We start from the raw sequence: 16,474 nt of genomic DNA, 5'->3' as shown, positions 1-16,474 counted from the left end.
CGGTGGTGCGTGGAGTGGTGAAGAAGGGGTTCCGGCGAGCCGGGGCGACGCTTGCCCGGTACCGGGAGCGCGACGGCGACCACTACGCCGCCGCCGTGACGTTCTTCAGCCTGCTCGCGCTCGTCCCGCTGATCATGGTCGCCGTCTCGGTGACCGGCTTCGTGCTGGCCGGCGACCGCATCCTGGCCGCCGAGCTCGACCACGTCATCGGCAGCTCGCTGCCGCCCGAACTCGCGGGCCAGGCCACGGACGTCGTGCACACCGTGGTCGGCGAGCGCGGCCGGATCGGGCTGCTCGCGCTGGCCGTCGCCGGGTACTCGGGCTGGAGCTGGATCAGCAACGTCCGCGACGCCGTCACCGCGATGCTCGGCCAGGAACGCACCTCGCGGCCCCTGCTGCGCGGCATCGTCACCGACGTCCTGGTGCTCGTCGGGGTCGGCCTGGCGATGGCGCTCTCCTTCGGCCTGGCGTCCCTGACCGGCGCGGCCGGCGCGGCCCTGCTCCGGCTGACCGGCCTGGACGGCGGGTTCGCGCACTTCGTGCTGGTCGCGGGCTCGCTGCTGCTCGGGCTCGCGGCGAACTGGCTGGTCATCGCCTGGTGCCTGGCCCGCCTGCCCCGCCGCCCACTACCCCTGCGCTCGACCCTCCGCCCGGCAGGCGCCGCCGCGGTCGGCCTCGGCGCGATCCAGCAGGCCGGCGGCCTGTACCTGCACCTGCTGGGCCGCTCCCCGGCGGTCGCGGCCTTCGGCACCCTGGTCGGCCTCCTGCTGTTCGGCTACCTGATCGTCCGCTGGCTCCTGATGGTCACGGTGTGGCTGACGGTCCGCGACGAACCGACGGGCACGCTCGCGGCGGACGTCCGCTACGCGGGCACGACGCTGGGCGCGGGCGCGTCGGCGGAGCTGGTGGTCCGCACCCTGTCGGGCCGCTGAGCGTGGCGGCCGTACAGCGCCTGCGGCGGAGGCCGCCAGACCACCGTAGGATCCACGGCTAAGCGCTTGCTTTGCGGGCAATTCGAGGTCTGTTCCCAGTATGGTGACTGCATGCGCGGGATCATGACCACGTTCTAGCCAGCGAACGCGCAGATGAGATCTGCAGGCGCAGGCCGTAAATGGCGTCGCAGCGCTGTAGTGCGCCCACTCAGCCGCACTGTTGATGCTGCGCTGCCACGGGGGCCGGCACGATGGGCTAGATGCACGGCAGCAGTTGTACGCCAGCGGCGGCCAGCTGCCCGTCTATGGCAGCGTTGAGCCGTGCCAGCTTCAGTGAGAGTGGCCCAAACGCGGTGCTCCAGCCGCCAGCGCCGACTGGTTTCTTCACGGCGGCGCGTGGGGAAGGAGGGTGCCGGCATATCTGAAGCCTGGGACGGTGCGATGTCGCTAGTCGCACCGCGTCGGAGTGTAACGAGCAGGATGTTGCGGTTGAGCTGGGCTCGGCTCGGTCTCAGAGCGGCGATTCCGTGGTCGATCATGACTGCCGCTTCTTCTTTGTGATCAGCGCGGGCCCCAGCGAGTAACGCGGTCCATGGCTGTTCGATGTGGTGCCACTTGTGCCTGCGCGAGCTGGCTGGTCAGATTGGATGCAGTCGCGACGACGTCGCTCGATAGATGAGGAGGAGTATGCAGCGGATACGATCCCGTTCGCGCCGCCTGATCATCTGGTTGGCGCTCCTCGTCGCGGTCGTCCTGGGCGTCGCTGCGGGCGCAGTCGCGGCTGCGTGGGTGAGCGGGCCAGCAGCTGCCGCAGTGGGGTCGGTCCTCGCAACTGCGGTTTTCAGCTTTGTCAGCGCTCGTAGTAGAGCTTCCCTGGAGCGAGCGGATGCCTATCGGGAGGCCGTCCCTGATCACGTTCTCGCAGGCAAAGGATCAGGACGATTGCGTCGAGTGCGTAATTGGGACGATCCGATCGCTCTGCGGATACATCCCGCAGCTTCGCTTGACAGGGCTGACGGACATAGAACTACCATTGATCGGGTTCCACCCTATATTCCTCGCGACGTGCAGGCTCGGCTCGACGAGTTACTGTTGAGCTGCGGATTTGTTTTGCTGACCGGAGATTCGACCGCCGGTAAGTCGCGTGCAGCCTATGAAGCGATTCGGAGACTTTTTCCTGATCATGTGCTTGTCGTTCCGGCGAGCCGTGATTCGCTCCCGACCGCCTTGCAGACAGCGCTGGACCAGCGTCGATGTGTGGTGTGGCTAGACGACTTGGAGCGGTTTCTCGGCCCTGCGGGATTGACGGTGAGCATGGTGCGCAGGCTCGCGGGCGGCGGTGACCGACGTGTCGTAGTGGCGACCCTGCGAAGCGCGGAATTCGACCGCTATAGTGCACGGGAGGAACCAGTTTTGTCGGGGCTCGACCGCGAGTCCTGGCGGGCAGCTCGTGACGCTCTCGAGCTGGCCCATGTGGTCGAGATCCGCCGGAAGTGGAGTGCGGCCGAGCTTGACCGGGCTCACGAGCATGCCGATGATCCGCGCATTCGAGGAGCACTCGCTCATGTTGCGCATTTCGGGCTAGCCGAGATGCTCGCCGCAGGCCCGGAATTGGCCAAAGATTGGCGCAATGCATGGCGCGCCGGAGCTCATCCCCGTGGCGCTGCTCTCGTGGCGGCAGGTGTCGACTGTCGGCGCGCGGGCCATCACGAACCGGTGAGTCTCGACTTGCTGATCGAGTTGTCGACACACTATCTAGAGGCTCAGGGAGGTCCGCTCCTGCGCCCGGAACCTGTTGACGAGGCCTTGGCTTGGGCCACTACGCCGAGTCATGGCACCAGTAGCCTCCTGCTGCCTTGTGGTATCAGCAACCATTTCATCGCTTTCGACTACCTTGTCGATCTTCCTGGCGCGGACCGCGTTCCTCGGGCAACGTGGGACGTGTTGATCGATCGAGCTACTCCCGATGTTGTCGATGCTATCGGTGAATCGGCATCCAGGCGGTTTATGGTTGACGCTGCGGTCGCCGCTTATCGAAAGGCTGCCGACTATGGAATCGCTAATGCGGACTGGAAATGGGCGAGCGCGATAGGAGCTACGGGTGACAACGGGACGGCCGTGCGGATGCTCGAGCAAATTGTGGGACGGCGCGAGCAAAGTAACGATCCTGATATTGCCGGCACTCTGCGTGCTCGTTACTTTCTAGCTTTGAACACTGCAAGCTCGGGTAATCTTGCGCGAGCTGTCGAGTTGTACACCGCTTTGGTTGCTGACCAAGAGCAAATATTGGGTCCGAGGCACCGGGATACACTTGATGCACGTCATGAGCGCACAGACCACCTCATGACCTTGGGTGATCACTCTGCTGCGCTGGCAGAGTTCACTGTGCTCCTCAAGGAGCAACAGCTCGCGTTGGGTGTAGATGATCCCGACACGCTGATGACCCGTCACTGCATGGCCACATGTATTGGTGACGCGGGTAGCCCTCGTCGAGCGGCCGCGTTGCTCAGCGACTTGGTTGGTGATCGAGAACGTATTCTCGGAATTGACGACCCTCGTGTCTTCCAGACGCGTGGCGGCCTCGCGAATTTTACTGCCCGGGCGGGCGATCCGGAACGTGCAGCGGAAATGTATCGGCGGCTCGCATGCGATGTCGAGCGGACGCTGGGTGTCGACCGCAGTAATGCCTGGGTTTTCGTGCATCGATACAGTGAAGCCCAATGTATCGCCCAGGCTGGCAAGAAAGAACTGGCAAAAGTTCTGTTGAATAAGATGGTTGATGAATGGCGACGACTGCTCGACTCCGAAGGCTCTGACGCTGAGATCGCACGGTTGCTTCTTTGTAACACTGGTTTCTATGGGCAGCGTGATCGATCTATTCCAATTCGCCGACAAAGTCTCGAAATTGAGTTGAACTTCAAGCAGTTGCTCGGAGGTTCCCACAAAGTCACTCAAGAGATCATCAAGTTCCTACACGGTGATCAATCGCGTCTGGGTGCGGAAGCTGGTTGAGGCTTCGGTTGCTTGCTGTAAGCCAGCGGCGACTCAACAGACTTAGTTATCGATGGCTCGCTGGCTGCCGACGGTACTTCGCGATGTTGGCATCAGGCGGCTCTGCGTGGTGGTGGGTTGATCCGGGCGTTGTATGGGGGCGTAACCGCTCGCTTCGGCGTGGGTGTGCTGAGGCGTTACGTTTCGATCAGGAACTTGCACACTTTGACCCCCTGCGCGTCGAGTGCCCGTCGCGGGAGCGTCGACTTGAGGTCTCGGGGTTCATCATTCGTCGAGGGCTCGACTCGGTCATGACCCACCACCCGGAGTGCGCATTCGTTCTCAGTCGAGAACTCACCTTCGCGGGTGAGGTGGTATCAATCGTCTGCGGCACGCGCGGATCACGCCGGTGGTCGTTCGCGACGGTCATCAGCGATGGGTGCGGGGCGGGGGTCGCCGGCTACCGCGGTCTAGAAGAACCCTTCCCGGCCGGTGCCCGGCACGACGCGGTGCCCGAGGTCGGCGCTGATCCGCGCCGCGGTGCGGACGACCAGTGGCACCACTTCCCGGCGCAGCGTCTCGACGTCCGACCGGCCGCTCGACGTCGACGACGCCAGCGCCGCCACCACCGCGCCGCTCGCGTCGCGGACGAGCGCCGACACCGAGAGAGCAGACCCTCCTCCAGCTCCTCCACGGCCGCCACCACTTCGTCGACCAGTGCGGGCGACGTAGACGACCTCGGCACCGTCCAGCACGACCAGTGAAGCCGACTCGCCGGTATCCTCGGCGAGGCTCAGCAGTCGTGGCTGGGCGGCCTCCCTGTTCGGCGAGGACGTGGTGCGCATCGGCCACACCTGCCCCTTCGGCACCCGGCCGTGACACCTGCTCCGGAGCTGATCGCACGGCGGCGGGCCGGTAGCGGGACCGCGTCCGGCGTTTCGGGTTTGAGGTCCGGTCAGGTGTCCTGATCGAGCCCCGTCGGTGGCCGGAGGCCGCCATGATGGGCGGGTGAGCACGCAGCCGCCCGTCCCGGACCCGCTCGAGCCCGTCCCGCCGCCGGATTCCCCGCCGCTGTCGCTGCTGACCTACCGGCCGCCCGTGGCGCCGCCGGAGGAGCTGCCCGTGCTGTCCCACCGGGCGATGGCCTGGGCGGGCGTGGCGCTGGTCGTGCTCGGTGTCGGGCTGGCGGCCGGGCTGCTCGTCGCGTTCGGCGGCGGCGGGCACTCGGATCAGCTGGACGCCATCAAGACCGCGGGCACGATCGTGGTCGGCACCGGGGGAGCGGCGGCCCTGTGGCTGACCGCGCGCCGGCAGCGGACCTCGGAACTGAGCCTGAACCAGGTCCGCGCGGCCCACGCCGCCACCGTCGCCGACGCCGAGGCCCGCCGGATCACCGACCTGTACGGCAAGGCGGCCGACCAGCTCGGTTCGCCGCAGGCCCCGGCCCGGCTGGCCGGGCTGTACGCGCTGGAGCGGCTCGCCCAGGACAACCCCTCCCAGCGCCAGACCATCGTCGACCTGCTGTGCGCGTACCTCCGGATGCCGTACGCCCCGCCGCGGCGCGAGCCGGCGCCGCGGCCGTCGGCCCGGCCACCGGGGGTGCCGCGGCCGCTGCTGGGCGGCGCGGCCCGGCAACGGGCGTCGCTGCGGCTCGCCCCGCCCGCGCCCCGCGCCGCAGCTCCCGCCCCCGCGGAGGCGGAGGCGGAGTACCAGGTCCGGCGGACCGCGCAGGGCATCTTGTTCCGCCACCTCGTGCACGGCGGCGAGGACGAGCCGGCCGCCACGTTCTGGGCGGGCATCAGCCTCGACCTCACCGGCGCCGTGCTCGGGCCGGCCAACCTGATCGACTGCCGCGTCGTCGCCGCGGACTTCACCGGCGTCACCTTCACCGGTGACGTGTGGTTCGACCGGACGCGCTTCGGGCTGAACGCCGTGTTCACCGGGGCGCGGTTCATGGGCGAAGCCGGCTTCAACCACGCGCGGTTCGACCACGAAGCCCGGTTCGGGCGGGTGACCTTCGAGGGCTACGCCCGCTTCGACGACGCCGATTTCGGCACGAGCGCGAAGTTCGACCGGGCGGACTTCCGCGCGCCCGCGCTGTTCACCCGGGCGAAGTTCTCCCAAGAGGGGTCCTTCACGGAAACGCGGTTCGGGGACCGGGCCGAGTTCGACCGGGCCCGCTTCGGCCGGTGCTGGTTCGGCGGCGCCCGGTTCGCCGGCAACGCCTACTTCACCCACGCGGAGTTCAGCGCTTACGCCAGTTTCAAGGAGGTGCGGTTCGGCGGCGCGTTCACCCAGTTCGGCAACGCCACGCTCGCCGGGGCGGACTTCTTCACCACCGAATTCGGCCGGAACACCGACTTCACCGAAACCCGGTTCACCGGCGACGTCTCGTTCAACATGGCGAAGTTCCCCGAAGGAGTGGAGTTCGTCCGGACGGAGTTCGCCGGCGTGAACTTCGGCGGCACCCGGTTCGCGCGGTTCGCGGTGTTCGAGGAGGCGGCGTTCGGCGGCGTGACGAGGTTCTACGAATGCCGCTTCGCCGATGCGGCCGACTTCGAACGCACCCGGTTCGCCGCGGACGTGTGGTTCGAGAACACGGAATTCGCCGATCTGGCCGGGTTCCGGGAGGCGGAGTTCGGCCAAACTGCGCGGTTCCTCCACACGAGATTCGACGACGTCGGCGGGTTCGCCCGCGCACGCTTCGACGGTGAAACCGTCTTCGACGACGTGCGCTTCGACGGCCCGGTCGGGTTCGCCGGCGCGCACTTCGCGCGGCCGCCCCGGATCGGAGGGGTGTGGGTCCGCCTGGTCGGGCACAAGCGGAAGGTGGACGTGGAAAGCACCTGGCCGCCCGGCACGGTGATCCGGGTGCCCGGCGAGGCCGACGCGCTTCCCGAGGGATGGGGAGTGCTGGAACTCGCGCCGGCGGAGGAAGCCGCGGAGTAGGAGCGCCCGCCATCGCCCCGGCTCCGGCCGGTCAGAGCGTGAGGCCGAAGAGTGCCGCCGCGTTGGCGGAGGAAAACTTCCGCCGGTCTGCTTCGGTGTCGAAGTGTGCGAGGAAGGAGCCGATCTCGTCGCGGCTCGGGTGCTGGAAGGGGTAGTCGGTGGAGAAGAGCAACCGGTCGGCGGTCGTCACGGAAAGGGCGTGGCGGAGCAGGGCCGGGTTGAGCATGCCGGACGCGGTGATGTGGAAGTTCGCCCTGATGTAGTGCGAGACCGGGTGCCGCAGGTCGGCGACGCGCGAGAGGCTGTCGGCCCGGTCCAGCCAGAACAGCAGCAGCTCTCCCCAGTGGCCCAGCACGACCTGCAGTGCGGGGTGCCGGTCGAAGGTGCCGCGCAGGATGAGCCGGAGTGCCGCGGTCGCGGTGTCGACGTGCCAGCCCCACCCGAAGGTGGCCAGCGCGAGGTCGCTCATGTCACCGAGACCGCGGTAGGAGGCGTCGCGGACGCGGTCCGAGGGGATCTGGGGATGGATGAACACCGGCTGGCCGAGGTCGGCGGCTGCGGCGAAGAACTCGTCGTAGGCGGGATCGTCGAGAAAGCGCTCTCCGGAGCGGCTGTAGACCATGGTCCCGACGTGGCCGAGGCTCTTCGCGCGCACGAGCTCGTCGACGACGTGCTCCGGAGAAGACATCGGCAGGGTCGAGAGCACCCGGAAGCGCGCCGGATGCCGGCCGGCGGCGGCCGCGGCGACGTCGTTCACGGTGCGGCTCAACCGCACGGCTTCGGCGGGCGGCAGCGGCTGGGTTCCCGGCGGGGTCAGGGCGAGGACGGAGACGTCGATGCCTTGCGCGTCCATGGCGGCGAGCCGGCCCTCGTCCAGGTCGGTCAGCCGCTGCGAATGGTCGCCCAGCTCGTTGAAGGCCAGGCTCTCGTCCGGGCGCGGCATGCCCTTGAGCGCGGTGGTGAGAGCAGGGTGGATCCAATGCTCCTCGATGGCGACAAGAGTCATGGCCGATCCTTCGTGCGGGTCACGGGTACCTGTCAAATGATAGCATTCATCTGACAGTGATCCCGGGAGGTTCTGGCAGATGGACGAGGAGCAGACGTCGAGGCTGTTCGAGCTCGCCGACGTGGTATTGGCCGTGGGCCGGCACATCGTGGCGTCCAAGGAAGCCGAGATCGAGGCGGGGACGCCGCTGCAGGGAGCGGTGATGCGCTACATCGACCGCAACCCGGGAACCACGGTCAGCGCGGCCGCCGAGGCCACCCAGCTGATCTCGAGCAACTTCAGCCGGGCGGTGCGCGGCCTCGAAGCGGCGGGTCTCGTGCGGCGGGACGTCGACCGGCACGACGCACGGCGCGTTCGCCTTTACCCCACCGAGAAAGCGCACGACAACCTGCGGCGGCTACGTGTGGCCTGGAGCCGGCTGCTCGAGGGGACGGTCGCCGACGACGCCGAGATCGACGCCGCGATCGCGACGCTACGCAAGATCGAAACTCGGCTGGTAGCCCGCGTCCACGACGGGGCTAGGCGCCGGTCCGGCGTCACTTGAGGGCGTTCGCGGCGAGCCGCAGATCGGTGAAGGCGCGGTCGATGTGGGTGTGCAGGTCCTCGTCGCGGTCGGCGCCCCAGCGACGGATGGCGATCGAGTACGTGTCCATGCCCACCTGGGCGTACAGGGCGGCCTGCGGGCCGGGGACGCCGCGGGCCCGCAGCGCGTCGGCGAGCGAGGCGACCAGGAACGCGGTCTTGGACAGCGCCCGTTCCTGCAGGGCCGGCGTGGTGGCGATGACGGGCGCCCGCCGCTCGGTGACCGGCAGGTTGCGCTCGATCAGCGGTACGACTTCGTGGAACGCGGTTCGCAGCGCGGGCAGTGGCTTGACGCCGGCGGGGACCTCGGCGACGGCGCCGGTGAGCAGATCCCGCAGCTCGGTCTCGCCGTCGAAGAAAACCTCGCGCTTGTCGGCGAAGTGGCGGAAGAAGGTGCGCTCGGTGACCCCGGCGCGGGCGGCGATGTCCCCGGTCGTGGTCTTGTCGTAGCCCCGCTCCAGGTACAGGTCGAGGGCGGCCTCCTGGAGCCGCAGCCGCACTTCATCGCCTCTTCGTGACACGTCCGGAAACCTATCACAAGTGTCAGTCACTGATGCTTCTTGCGTCAGTGACTGACTCACGCTAGCGTCAGTGACTGTCCGAGAAAGTGTCAGTTACTGACGTTGGAGAGATGTAGTGGAGCAACGTTTCGCGGGGAAGGTGGTCGTGGTCACCGGTGCCAGTTCCGGCATCGGTGCCGGGATCGCCCGGCGGTTCGCCGCCGAGGGGGCCGCGCTCGTGCTGGCCGCGCGGCGGATGGACCGGCTGGTGGCCCTCGCGGCCGAGATCGGCGCGGACCGCGCGCTGCCCGTCGCCACCGATGTCACGAACCCGGACCAGGTGCGGGCGATGATCGACGCCGGTGCCGAGCGGTTCGGCGGGATCGACGTGCTGGTGTCCAACGCCGGGGTCGGCCTCGTGAAGGAGTTCGAGGAGACCACCGCGGCCGACTGGCGGCTGATCATGGACACCGACGTCGACAGCTGCTTCTTCGGTGCCCAGGCGGCAGTGCCGTACCTGAAGGAAAGCCGCGGCAGCATCGTCCAGATCGCCTCCGCCTCCGGGCTCGGGGGCGACCGCAGGCTCACCGCCTACAACGCCGCCAAGGGCGCGGTCGTGAACCTCACCCGCGGGCTCGCCTTCGACCTCGGCCGGTTCGGCATCCGGGTGAACACAGTCGCCCCGTCGCTGACCGGTTCGGCGGAGCTGGCGACGAAGTACGCCGGCCTGGTCGAACGCTTCGACCGGCGCCGGGCGCTGGCCGGCGCCGGCACGCCCGCCGACGTCGCCGGCGCGGTCACCTTCCTGGCCTCGGCCGACGCCCGGGTCATCACCGGAGCCGTCCTGCCCGTCGACGGCGGCATCACCGCCGGCAGCGGCCAGCCTTCCCTGTTCTGAAAGGACTTCTCATGCCCGGCACCCACAGCCTGCTCGACCAGGACCTCGCCGCCGCGTTCGCGGCCCTGCCCAAGGTCGCGAACGGCACCCTGCTCGACCTCTCCGACATCCCGGCGCTGCGCGCGCAGCTGGCCGCGGCCATGGCTAACCTGCCCGCGGCGCCCCCGGACCCGCGAGTGACGATTTCGGCGCTACGGATCCCGCGGGACGACCGGACCGAGCTCGAAGTTGTCCTGTACCGCCCGGCGGACGCCGGAGACGTCCTGCCGGCGCTGCTCTGGTTCCACGCCGGCGCCCAGGTCCTCGGCGGCGATGTCCGCGCCGACGACGCGTACCACACCGCGCTGGCCCTGAGCCTCGGCTGCGTGGTGGCGGCCGTCGCTTACCGGCTCGCCCCGGAGACCCCGGCTCCCGGCGCGGCCGAAGACGGCTATCTCGCCTACACCCACCTCGTCAAGCAAGCCGCCGAGCAGCGGATCGATCCGCACCGGATCGGGCTCGCGGGCGCCAGCGGCGGCGGCGCACCGGCCGCCGCCACCGCGCTCATGGTGCGCGACCGCGGGGCCGTGCCGCCGTGCTCGCTGTCCCTGCTCTACCCGATGCTCGACGACCGACTCGAGACGGCGTCGAGCACGGAGGCCGTCTCCGAGGTCGTCTTCACCCACGCGGACATGTGGTACGCCTGGGCCGCGGTGCTGGGCGACCGGATGGGTGCGGAGGACGTGGACCCGTACTCCGCGCCCGGCCGGGCCACCGATCTCGCGGGCCTGCCGGACACCTTCGTCGCCGTGGCCCAGTTCGACCTGCTGCGGGACGAGGGCATCGACTTCGCGCGACGGCTGACCGCCGCGGGGGTTCCGGTCGACCTGCACCTCTACGCGCGGGCGTTCCACGCCTGGGACCGCTTCGCCCCGGCGTCGGCCCTGACCCGCTCGTTCGAGCAGACCTGGCACGCGTTCCTCCGGCGCGGCACCCCCGGCGAAAGTCGTTCGTAGCCGGTCTGACGGAGGAAACGATGAGGAGCATGGCGTTCGTGCTCGAGGAGCCCAGATCCGCACGATGATCCGCTCGGTGGAGATCGACCTGCTGGACGAGTTGGTCCTCGGATCCGCCTACGCGGACCGCCACGTGCTCACGATCGAGATGCGCGACGGCACCCGGCAGGTGCGGGAGTCGTATGTGTTCGGCACTTTCGCGCCGGACGGCCGGTTCGAGACGCTCGAGGAGGTCACGCTCGTGGACCCGGCCCAGCTTCCCTCAGGGAGCCGGGACGTCCGCCGGTGACCGGGTCAGGCGCCGGGCCGCCTCCACGACGAACGCTCGCCTCCGGGCTCGCTCGTCCGCGTCGTCGGCCTCGGTGCCGGTCAGCATGGTGGCGAGCTGCGGGACGCTGAACCACCACGCCGCGAGCCCGATGATCATGAACATGAGGTGGCCGGCGTCGATGCCGCCGTCGATGGACCCGTCGCGCTGGGCCCGGCCGGTGGCGGCGACCTTGCGGCTGTAGTGCTCGACGCGCGCGGTGGCGTTGACCGGCGGCGCCCCGCGCAGGCCTTCCCACAGCAGCAGGCGCGCCAGTTCGGGGTGCTCGCCGTAGTAGTCGAAGGTGCGTCCGGCGACTTCGCCCATGTCGCCGAAGTCCACGCCTTCCGGCGTGACGACGCGGGAGAGTTCCTCCAGCGCTTCGGTGAGCACCTCGTCGAAGAGGGCGTCCTTGTCGCCGAAGTAGGCGTAGAGGCGTTCCTTGTTGACACCGGCGCGGGCGGCGATGCGGGTCACGGTGGTGCCGTCGGACCCGTGCGCGGCGAACTCGGCCATCGCCGCTTCCCGCAGCAGACGGCGCGTGTCGTCGACGGTTCGCTTCATCCCCGGAGGTTAACACCGACGCCAACGTTGCCGTTGGCGAAAGTCGGGTGTTACGGTCGAACCAACACCAACGTTGGCGTTGGTTCGAGACAGGAGATTGCCGATGAAGCCGAGTGAAGCGACGGCCTACACCGACCGGGACGGCGTCGTGGACGCGGTCACGCGGATCGTCGAGGGCATCGACTTCGGCGACGAGGACCTGCTGCGGTCCGCCTTCACCGAGGACGCGGTGTTCGACCTCGGCGGCATCGACCCCAGCATCCACGTGTTCGAGCCCTACGTCGGCCGCGAACAGGTCGTCGAGACCCTGATGCGGACCGTGGGAACCGCGATGGACACCTTCCACGCCCTGGCCAACATCCGGGTGTGGGTGGACGGCGACACCGCCAAGCTGACCTGTTACCTGATCGGGCAGCACCACCGGAGCGGCGAAGGGCCGTCGGTCGAGTTCCAGGACCACCTGCTGCTGGGCAACCGGTTCGAGACCGACCTGGTCCGCGAGCACGGCCACGTGTGGCGGGTCCGCCGCAACCGGGTCAGCTCGCGCTGGTCGGTGGGCAATCCCGCGGCCGCCAGGATCCCCGCCGAAACCGCGATCGAGAACTGAGGACCGGGCATGCGTGCGATCGGCCTGACCGAGTTCGGTGGCCCCGACGTGCTGCGGGTGATCGACTTGCCCGACCCCGTCCCGGGCCCCGGTGAGGTGCGCATCCGCGTGCACGCCGCGGCGGTCAACCCCACCGACACCATGCTGCGCGCCGGGGTCGTGCCAGCCTGGTTCGAAGGCCGCCCCGGCCCCTACGTGCCGGGGATGGACGCGGCCGGCGTGGTCGACGCGATCGGCCCGGACACTGACACCGCACTCCGGCCCGGGGACCGGGTGATGGCGATCCTGCACGCCTACGGCCCACGCGGCGGCGCCTACGCCGAACTCGTCGTGGCGCCGGTGGAATCGGTGGTCCCGATGCCACCCGGCGTGGACTTCCCGGCCGCGTCCACGCTGCTGATGAACGCGCTGACCGCCCGGCTCGCGCTGGATGCGGTCGCCGTGCCGGCCGGCGGCACCATCGCGGTGACCGGAGCGGTCGGCGCCTTCGGCGGGTATGCGGTGCAGCTGGCCAAGACCGAGGGGCTGCGGGTGTTCGCGGACGCCTCGGCGGCCGACGTCCGGCTCGTACGGGAACTGGGCGCCGACGAGGTCGTGCCCCGCGGCGACGACGTCGCCGCCCGCTTCCGCGCGCTCGCGCCCGACGGTGTGGACGCCGTGCTCGACGGCGCGGCGCAGCACGAACTGATCGTCGCGGCGATCCGTGACGGCGGCGGGCTGGCCGTCGTCCGCGGCTGGGACGGCCCGGTCGACCGCGGCATCCGGCTGCACAAGGTGTTCGTCCCCGCGGCGGTGACCGACCACGCCCGCCTGCTGCGGCTGCGGGATCAGGCCGCCGCGGGCGAGCTGACGCTGCGGGTGGCCGACGTGCTGCCGGCCGGCCGCGCCGCCGACGCCCACCGGCGGCTGGCCGGTGGCGGCGTCCGCGGCCGTCTCGTCCTGGACTTCACCGCCTTCTGAGGCGACCGGGCGGTGGGGCGTGACCACCGCCACTCGGCCGGGTGTCCGCCACGTGCTGAGATCAAGGGGCCCGTGCGGTATGACGGACCAGGACGAATAAGCGCTTGCTCAGCAACGGAGGTGGACATGCGGATCGGGACCGCGATCAACTACGCCGGAGGCTTCGCCGACAGCGTCGCGGACATCGTCGAACTGGAGAAGGTGGGCCTCGACGTCGCCTTCGTGCCGGAGGCGTATTCGTTCGACGCCGTCAGCCAGCTCGGCTACCTCGCGGCCAAGACCGAACGCGTCCAACTGGCCTCCGGGATCTTCCAGATCTACACGCGCACGCCGACGCTCACGGCGATGACCGCGGCCGGACTCGACTTCGTCTCCGACGGGCGGTTCATCCTGGGGCTCGGCGCGTCCGGTCCGCAGGTCATCGAGGGCTTCCACGGCGTGAAGTACGACGCGCCGCTCGGGCGCACTCGCGAAATCGTCGAGGTGTGCCGTCAAGTGTGGCGCCGTGAGCGCGTGGTGCACGAGGGCAAGCACTACACGATCCCGCTGCCGCCGGAGCAGGGGACCGGGCTCGGCAAGCCGCTGAAACTGATCAACCACCCGGTGCGCGAGCGCATCCCGGTGCTGCTGGCTTCGCTCGGCCCCAAGAACGTCGCGCTCACCGCGGAAATCGCCGAAGGCTGGCAGCCGATCTTCTTCCACCCGGAGAAGGCGGCCGACGCCTGGGGCGCGGCGCTGGCCGAGGGCAAGGCGAAGCGCGCTCCGGAGCTGGGCGAGCTGGACACGTACGTGTCGGTGGCCCTGGCCATCGGCGACGACGTCGAGCCGCTGCTCGACCACCTGCGCCCGATCCTGGCGCTGTACATCGGCGGGATGGGCGCGCGCGGCAAGAACTTCTACAACGACCTCGCCCGCCGCTACGGCTACGAGGCCGAGGCGAAGCTGATCCAGGACCTCTACCTCGACGGCAAGAAGGAGGAAGCGGCGGCGGCCGTTCCCCTCGAACTGCTGCGCGCGATCTCCCTGGTCGGCCCGGCCGGGTACGTGAAGGAGCGCCTGGCGGCGTTCAAGGAGGCCGGCGCGACGACGCTGGTGGTCAACCCCCTCCTCCCGGGCCGCGACGCCCGCGTGGCCGCGGTCTCCCAGCTGCGCGACCTGATCGGCTGACCCCGGGGCGTCAGGCGGGAGTCGCGTAGACGGCGACCCGTGCGCCGTTGAAGCCTGCGCCGTCATAGGTCCCGTCGCTGGTGATCAGGCGCAGCTGCGGGCCCGCGCCCTCGGGGGCCACCAGCGTGGTGTCCGGCTCGTCCGGCGGGAACTGCGCCGTCCGCCGGACCGTGAAGCGGGACTCGTGCCCGTCGGCGTCGCGGACCGTGATCGGCGCGCCCGGGCGGAGCGCCGCCAGGCGGGCGAACGCGCCGGCCGAGTAGCCGAAGCCGGCGTGGCCGGACAGCACCGCGACGCCGGGCGCCCCCGGGGCCGGGCCGTCGGCGAACCAGCCGACCCCGAGCGCCGTCCCGGGCTGCTCACGCCGGCCACCGACGTGCCCCAAAGCCGTCACGTGGTCCAGCGCCAGGCCGAGGTCCGGGATCCCGATCGACGCCGGCGCGCCGAGGGCCGGGAGGGGAGCCGCCGCCGCTCCCGCGGGGACCGTCGTGGCCGGGGCGAGGACCGTGGTCACGCCCAGGAGGACGCAGCCGAGCCCGGCCACGACCGCGAGCACGGCCGCGGCCGGCCGGGCGAGCGCGGCTCGCCGCTCGGGCCGTTCGATCACTTTTCCCCGCTCCACACCGGTGCTGACGACCGGTTGATCGCAGCGCCGCCCTCGACGTTACCGAATCGTGTCCAATTCACTCGTTCGGGTTATCTCGCTGTGACCTTCGCGTCAAGAACACACCGCCGGAGGGTCCAATCTCGTGAAACACCCGGCAGCGCGCGGTGAGATCCGACATCATTGCTGGTTTCAACCAGCCCCGCTGGGGATATTCAGCAGGCGGAAGTGAGGTGCGCCGAGTCGTGCGAAAAATCGAAGAGCCCGCGGTGGGCGTGCTGGACGTCGGTTCGTTCAGTGCCCGGCTCGTGGTGGTGCCCGTCTCCGGGTCCCCGCGGGAGCCGGTGCTGAACCACCAGACGCGGCTGCGCCTCGACCGCGAACTCGACGGCCGCGGCCGGCTCACCGACCGGGGCGTGGTCGCCGTCACCACCGCCGTCGCCGCCGGGATGAGCACCGCCTACCGCCACGGCGTCCACGGCGTGTACCCGCTCGCGACGTCCTCGATCCGCGACGCGGCCAACGCCGCCGACGTCGTCCGGCACGTCGCCGGGGAAACCGGGGTCGAGCTGCGGTTCCTGTCCGGGCCGGCCGAAGCCGGGCTCGCCTACCTGGCCGCCCGCCGCTGGTACGGCGCGGACGCCGGGCCGCTGCTGGTGCTCGACATCGGCGGCGGCACGGTCGAGCTGGCCGCGGGCTGCGGTGAGCAGGCCACGTTCGCGCGGTCGCTACCGCTGGGCGCCCGGTCGATGACGCGGGACTGGCTGCCGTCCGAGCGCGTGTCGAACAAGCAGGTCAAGGCGCTGCGCACGCACGCGCTCGACGTCGTCAGCACCACGCTCGGTGCCGCCGGCGTCGACGACCCGCGGGTCGTCGGCTGCTCGAAGGTGCTGCAGCAGCTGGCCCGGCTGTCCGGTGCCCGGCCCGGGAAGCGCCGTGAGCTGCGGCTCGACGACCTGCGTGCCTGGATCCCGCGGCTCGCCGCGCTCCCGCCGTCGAAGCGCGCCGAGCTGCCGGGCATTTCGCGCAGTCGCGCCCACCAGGCGCTGGCCGGCGCGATCGTGGCGGAGGCGCTGCTGACGGTCGCGGGCGGGAAGGTCGCGATCTGCCCGTGGTCGACCCGCGACGGCCTGCTGCTCACCCTCCAGGACAAGGCGAAGGCCGCCGGGGACCACCGGGCGGCCTGATCCCCTGGCCGGGACCGGGAAAACCGGGTATTCCGGAAACCATGAGCGAACAGCAGCGCATCCACGGCCGCGACGACGAAGACGAAGAGCTCCCGAAGCTCCCGACCCCCGGCAGCCTGACGCACGACGTGCCGACCGCCCCCGACCCGGACGTGAGTCCGAGCGGGACCGAAGAAGTCCCGGCCCCGCCCGGCCGGGACGCCCTCAGCGACCTCCCGGAGTAGC

Annotated in this window: 17 protein-coding genes; 12 read left to right on the top strand and 5 right to left on the bottom strand. The window is 70.0% G+C overall.

Annotated elements, in window-relative coordinates:
- The first annotated feature begins 2 nt into the window (after nucleotides 1-2).
- Both H4696_RS17835 and H4696_RS17830 read left to right on the top strand, forming a co-directional pair.
- A complete protein-coding gene (locus H4696_RS17835) occupies nucleotides 3-932 on the top strand; it encodes a YhjD/YihY/BrkB family envelope integrity protein (protein WP_086864416.1) in 930 nt (309 codons plus the stop codon).
- Nucleotides 933-1,997: 1,065 nt separating this feature from the next.
- Nucleotides 1,998-3,944, top strand: a complete 1,947-nt coding sequence (locus tag H4696_RS17830) for a hypothetical protein (protein ID WP_143265380.1) — start codon at nucleotides 1,998-2,000, stop codon at nucleotides 3,942-3,944.
- A gap of 449 nt (nucleotides 3,945-4,393) precedes the next feature.
- Here the strand turns inward: H4696_RS17830 and H4696_RS17825 are convergent, their stop codons facing one another.
- Complete coding sequence (locus tag H4696_RS17825; protein ID WP_143265379.1) at nucleotides 4,394-4,768, bottom strand: IclR family transcriptional regulator; 375 nt, start codon at nucleotides 4,766-4,768, stop codon at nucleotides 4,394-4,396.
- 163 nt (nucleotides 4,769-4,931) lie between these two features.
- On the opposite strand from H4696_RS17825, the gene H4696_RS17820 reads away from it, so the two are divergent.
- Complete coding sequence (locus H4696_RS17820; RefSeq protein ID WP_086864413.1) at nucleotides 4,932-6,872, top strand: pentapeptide repeat-containing protein; 1,941 nt, start codon at nucleotides 4,932-4,934, stop codon at nucleotides 6,870-6,872.
- Nucleotides 6,873-6,903: 31 nt separating this feature from the next.
- On the opposite strand, the gene H4696_RS17815 is transcribed toward H4696_RS17820, so the two are convergent.
- The gene (locus H4696_RS17815) at nucleotides 6,904-7,878 is read right to left on the bottom strand and encodes an amidohydrolase family protein (protein WP_086864412.1); all 975 of its coding nucleotides are present in this window, start codon (nucleotides 7,876-7,878) and stop codon (nucleotides 6,904-6,906) included.
- 79 nt (nucleotides 7,879-7,957) lie between these two features.
- On the opposite strand from H4696_RS17815, the gene H4696_RS17810 reads away from it, so the two are divergent.
- Nucleotides 7,958-8,422, top strand: coding sequence for a MarR family winged helix-turn-helix transcriptional regulator (locus H4696_RS17810; protein ID WP_086864411.1), 465 nt, complete (start codon nucleotides 7,958-7,960; stop codon nucleotides 8,420-8,422).
- Here the strand turns inward: H4696_RS17810 and H4696_RS17805 are convergent.
- Nucleotides 8,415-8,981: a TetR/AcrR family transcriptional regulator gene (locus H4696_RS17805; protein WP_169735163.1), complete on the bottom strand. Its 567-nt coding sequence runs from the start codon at nucleotides 8,979-8,981 to the stop codon at nucleotides 8,415-8,417. The two genes, H4696_RS17810 and H4696_RS17805, sit on opposite strands and share 8 nt — an antisense overlap.
- Before the next feature lie 115 nt (nucleotides 8,982-9,096).
- On the opposite strand from H4696_RS17805, the gene budC reads away from it, so the two are divergent.
- The 3 genes from budC (at nucleotide 9,097) to H4696_RS17790 (ending at nucleotide 11,142) form a co-directional block, all read left to right on the top strand.
- Nucleotides 9,097-9,858, top strand: coding sequence for a meso-2,3-butanediol dehydrogenase (gene budC / locus H4696_RS17800; RefSeq protein ID WP_086864409.1), 762 nt, complete (start codon nucleotides 9,097-9,099; stop codon nucleotides 9,856-9,858).
- Between the two features lie 11 nt (nucleotides 9,859-9,869).
- Entirely contained in the window at nucleotides 9,870-10,853 is a 984-nt protein-coding gene (locus H4696_RS17795) for an alpha/beta hydrolase fold domain-containing protein (protein WP_086864408.1), read from the top strand.
- Between the two features lie 64 nt (nucleotides 10,854-10,917).
- Nucleotides 10,918-11,142 (top strand): hypothetical protein, encoded by a 225-nt coding sequence (locus H4696_RS17790; RefSeq protein ID WP_086864407.1) that lies wholly within the window; start codon nucleotides 10,918-10,920, stop codon nucleotides 11,140-11,142.
- On the opposite strand, the gene H4696_RS17785 is transcribed toward H4696_RS17790, so the two are convergent.
- Nucleotides 11,116-11,724 (bottom strand): TetR/AcrR family transcriptional regulator, encoded by a 609-nt coding sequence (locus tag H4696_RS17785; protein ID WP_086864406.1) that lies wholly within the window; start codon nucleotides 11,722-11,724, stop codon nucleotides 11,116-11,118. The two genes, H4696_RS17790 and H4696_RS17785, sit on opposite strands and share 27 nt — an antisense overlap.
- A gap of 103 nt (nucleotides 11,725-11,827) precedes the next feature.
- On the opposite strand from H4696_RS17785, the gene H4696_RS17780 reads away from it, so the two are divergent.
- The 3 genes from H4696_RS17780 to H4696_RS17770 all read left to right on the top strand — a co-directional run bounded on the left by H4696_RS17780 (nucleotide 11,828) and on the right by H4696_RS17770 (nucleotide 14,458).
- Complete coding sequence (locus tag H4696_RS17780; protein ID WP_086864405.1) at nucleotides 11,828-12,331, top strand: nuclear transport factor 2 family protein; 504 nt, start codon at nucleotides 11,828-11,830, stop codon at nucleotides 12,329-12,331.
- A 9-nt stretch (nucleotides 12,332-12,340) separates the two neighbouring features.
- Nucleotides 12,341-13,291 (top strand): quinone oxidoreductase family protein, encoded by a 951-nt coding sequence (locus H4696_RS17775; protein ID WP_086864404.1) that lies wholly within the window; start codon nucleotides 12,341-12,343, stop codon nucleotides 13,289-13,291.
- A 126-nt stretch (nucleotides 13,292-13,417) separates the two neighbouring features.
- Nucleotides 13,418-14,458, top strand: a complete 1,041-nt coding sequence (locus tag H4696_RS17770) for an LLM class F420-dependent oxidoreductase (protein ID WP_086864419.1) — start codon at nucleotides 13,418-13,420, stop codon at nucleotides 14,456-14,458.
- A 10-nt stretch (nucleotides 14,459-14,468) separates the two neighbouring features.
- Here the strand turns inward: H4696_RS17770 and H4696_RS17765 are convergent, their stop codons facing one another.
- Nucleotides 14,469-15,065: a class F sortase gene (locus H4696_RS17765; protein WP_249027206.1), complete on the bottom strand. Its 597-nt coding sequence runs from the start codon at nucleotides 15,063-15,065 to the stop codon at nucleotides 14,469-14,471.
- Nucleotides 15,066-15,307: 242 nt separating this feature from the next.
- On the opposite strand from H4696_RS17765, the gene H4696_RS17760 reads away from it, so the two are divergent.
- Together H4696_RS17760 and H4696_RS17755 are read left to right on the top strand one after the other, a co-directional pair.
- A complete protein-coding gene (locus H4696_RS17760) occupies nucleotides 15,308-16,249 on the top strand; it encodes a Ppx/GppA phosphatase family protein (protein ID WP_338078686.1) in 942 nt (313 codons plus the stop codon).
- Between the two features lie 41 nt (nucleotides 16,250-16,290).
- A complete protein-coding gene (locus tag H4696_RS17755; protein WP_086863091.1) occupies nucleotides 16,291-16,473 on the top strand; it encodes a hypothetical protein in 183 nt (60 codons plus the stop codon).
- The last annotated feature ends 1 nt before the right edge of the window (nucleotide 16,474 follow it).

The sequence above is a fragment of the Amycolatopsis lexingtonensis genome (assembly GCF_014873755.1).
GTDB classification, from domain to species: Bacteria; Actinomycetota; Actinomycetes; order Mycobacteriales; family Pseudonocardiaceae; genus Amycolatopsis; species Amycolatopsis lexingtonensis.
Note: the sequence above shows the minus strand (reverse complement) of the source record. Positions and strands in the feature narration are given on the sequence as shown.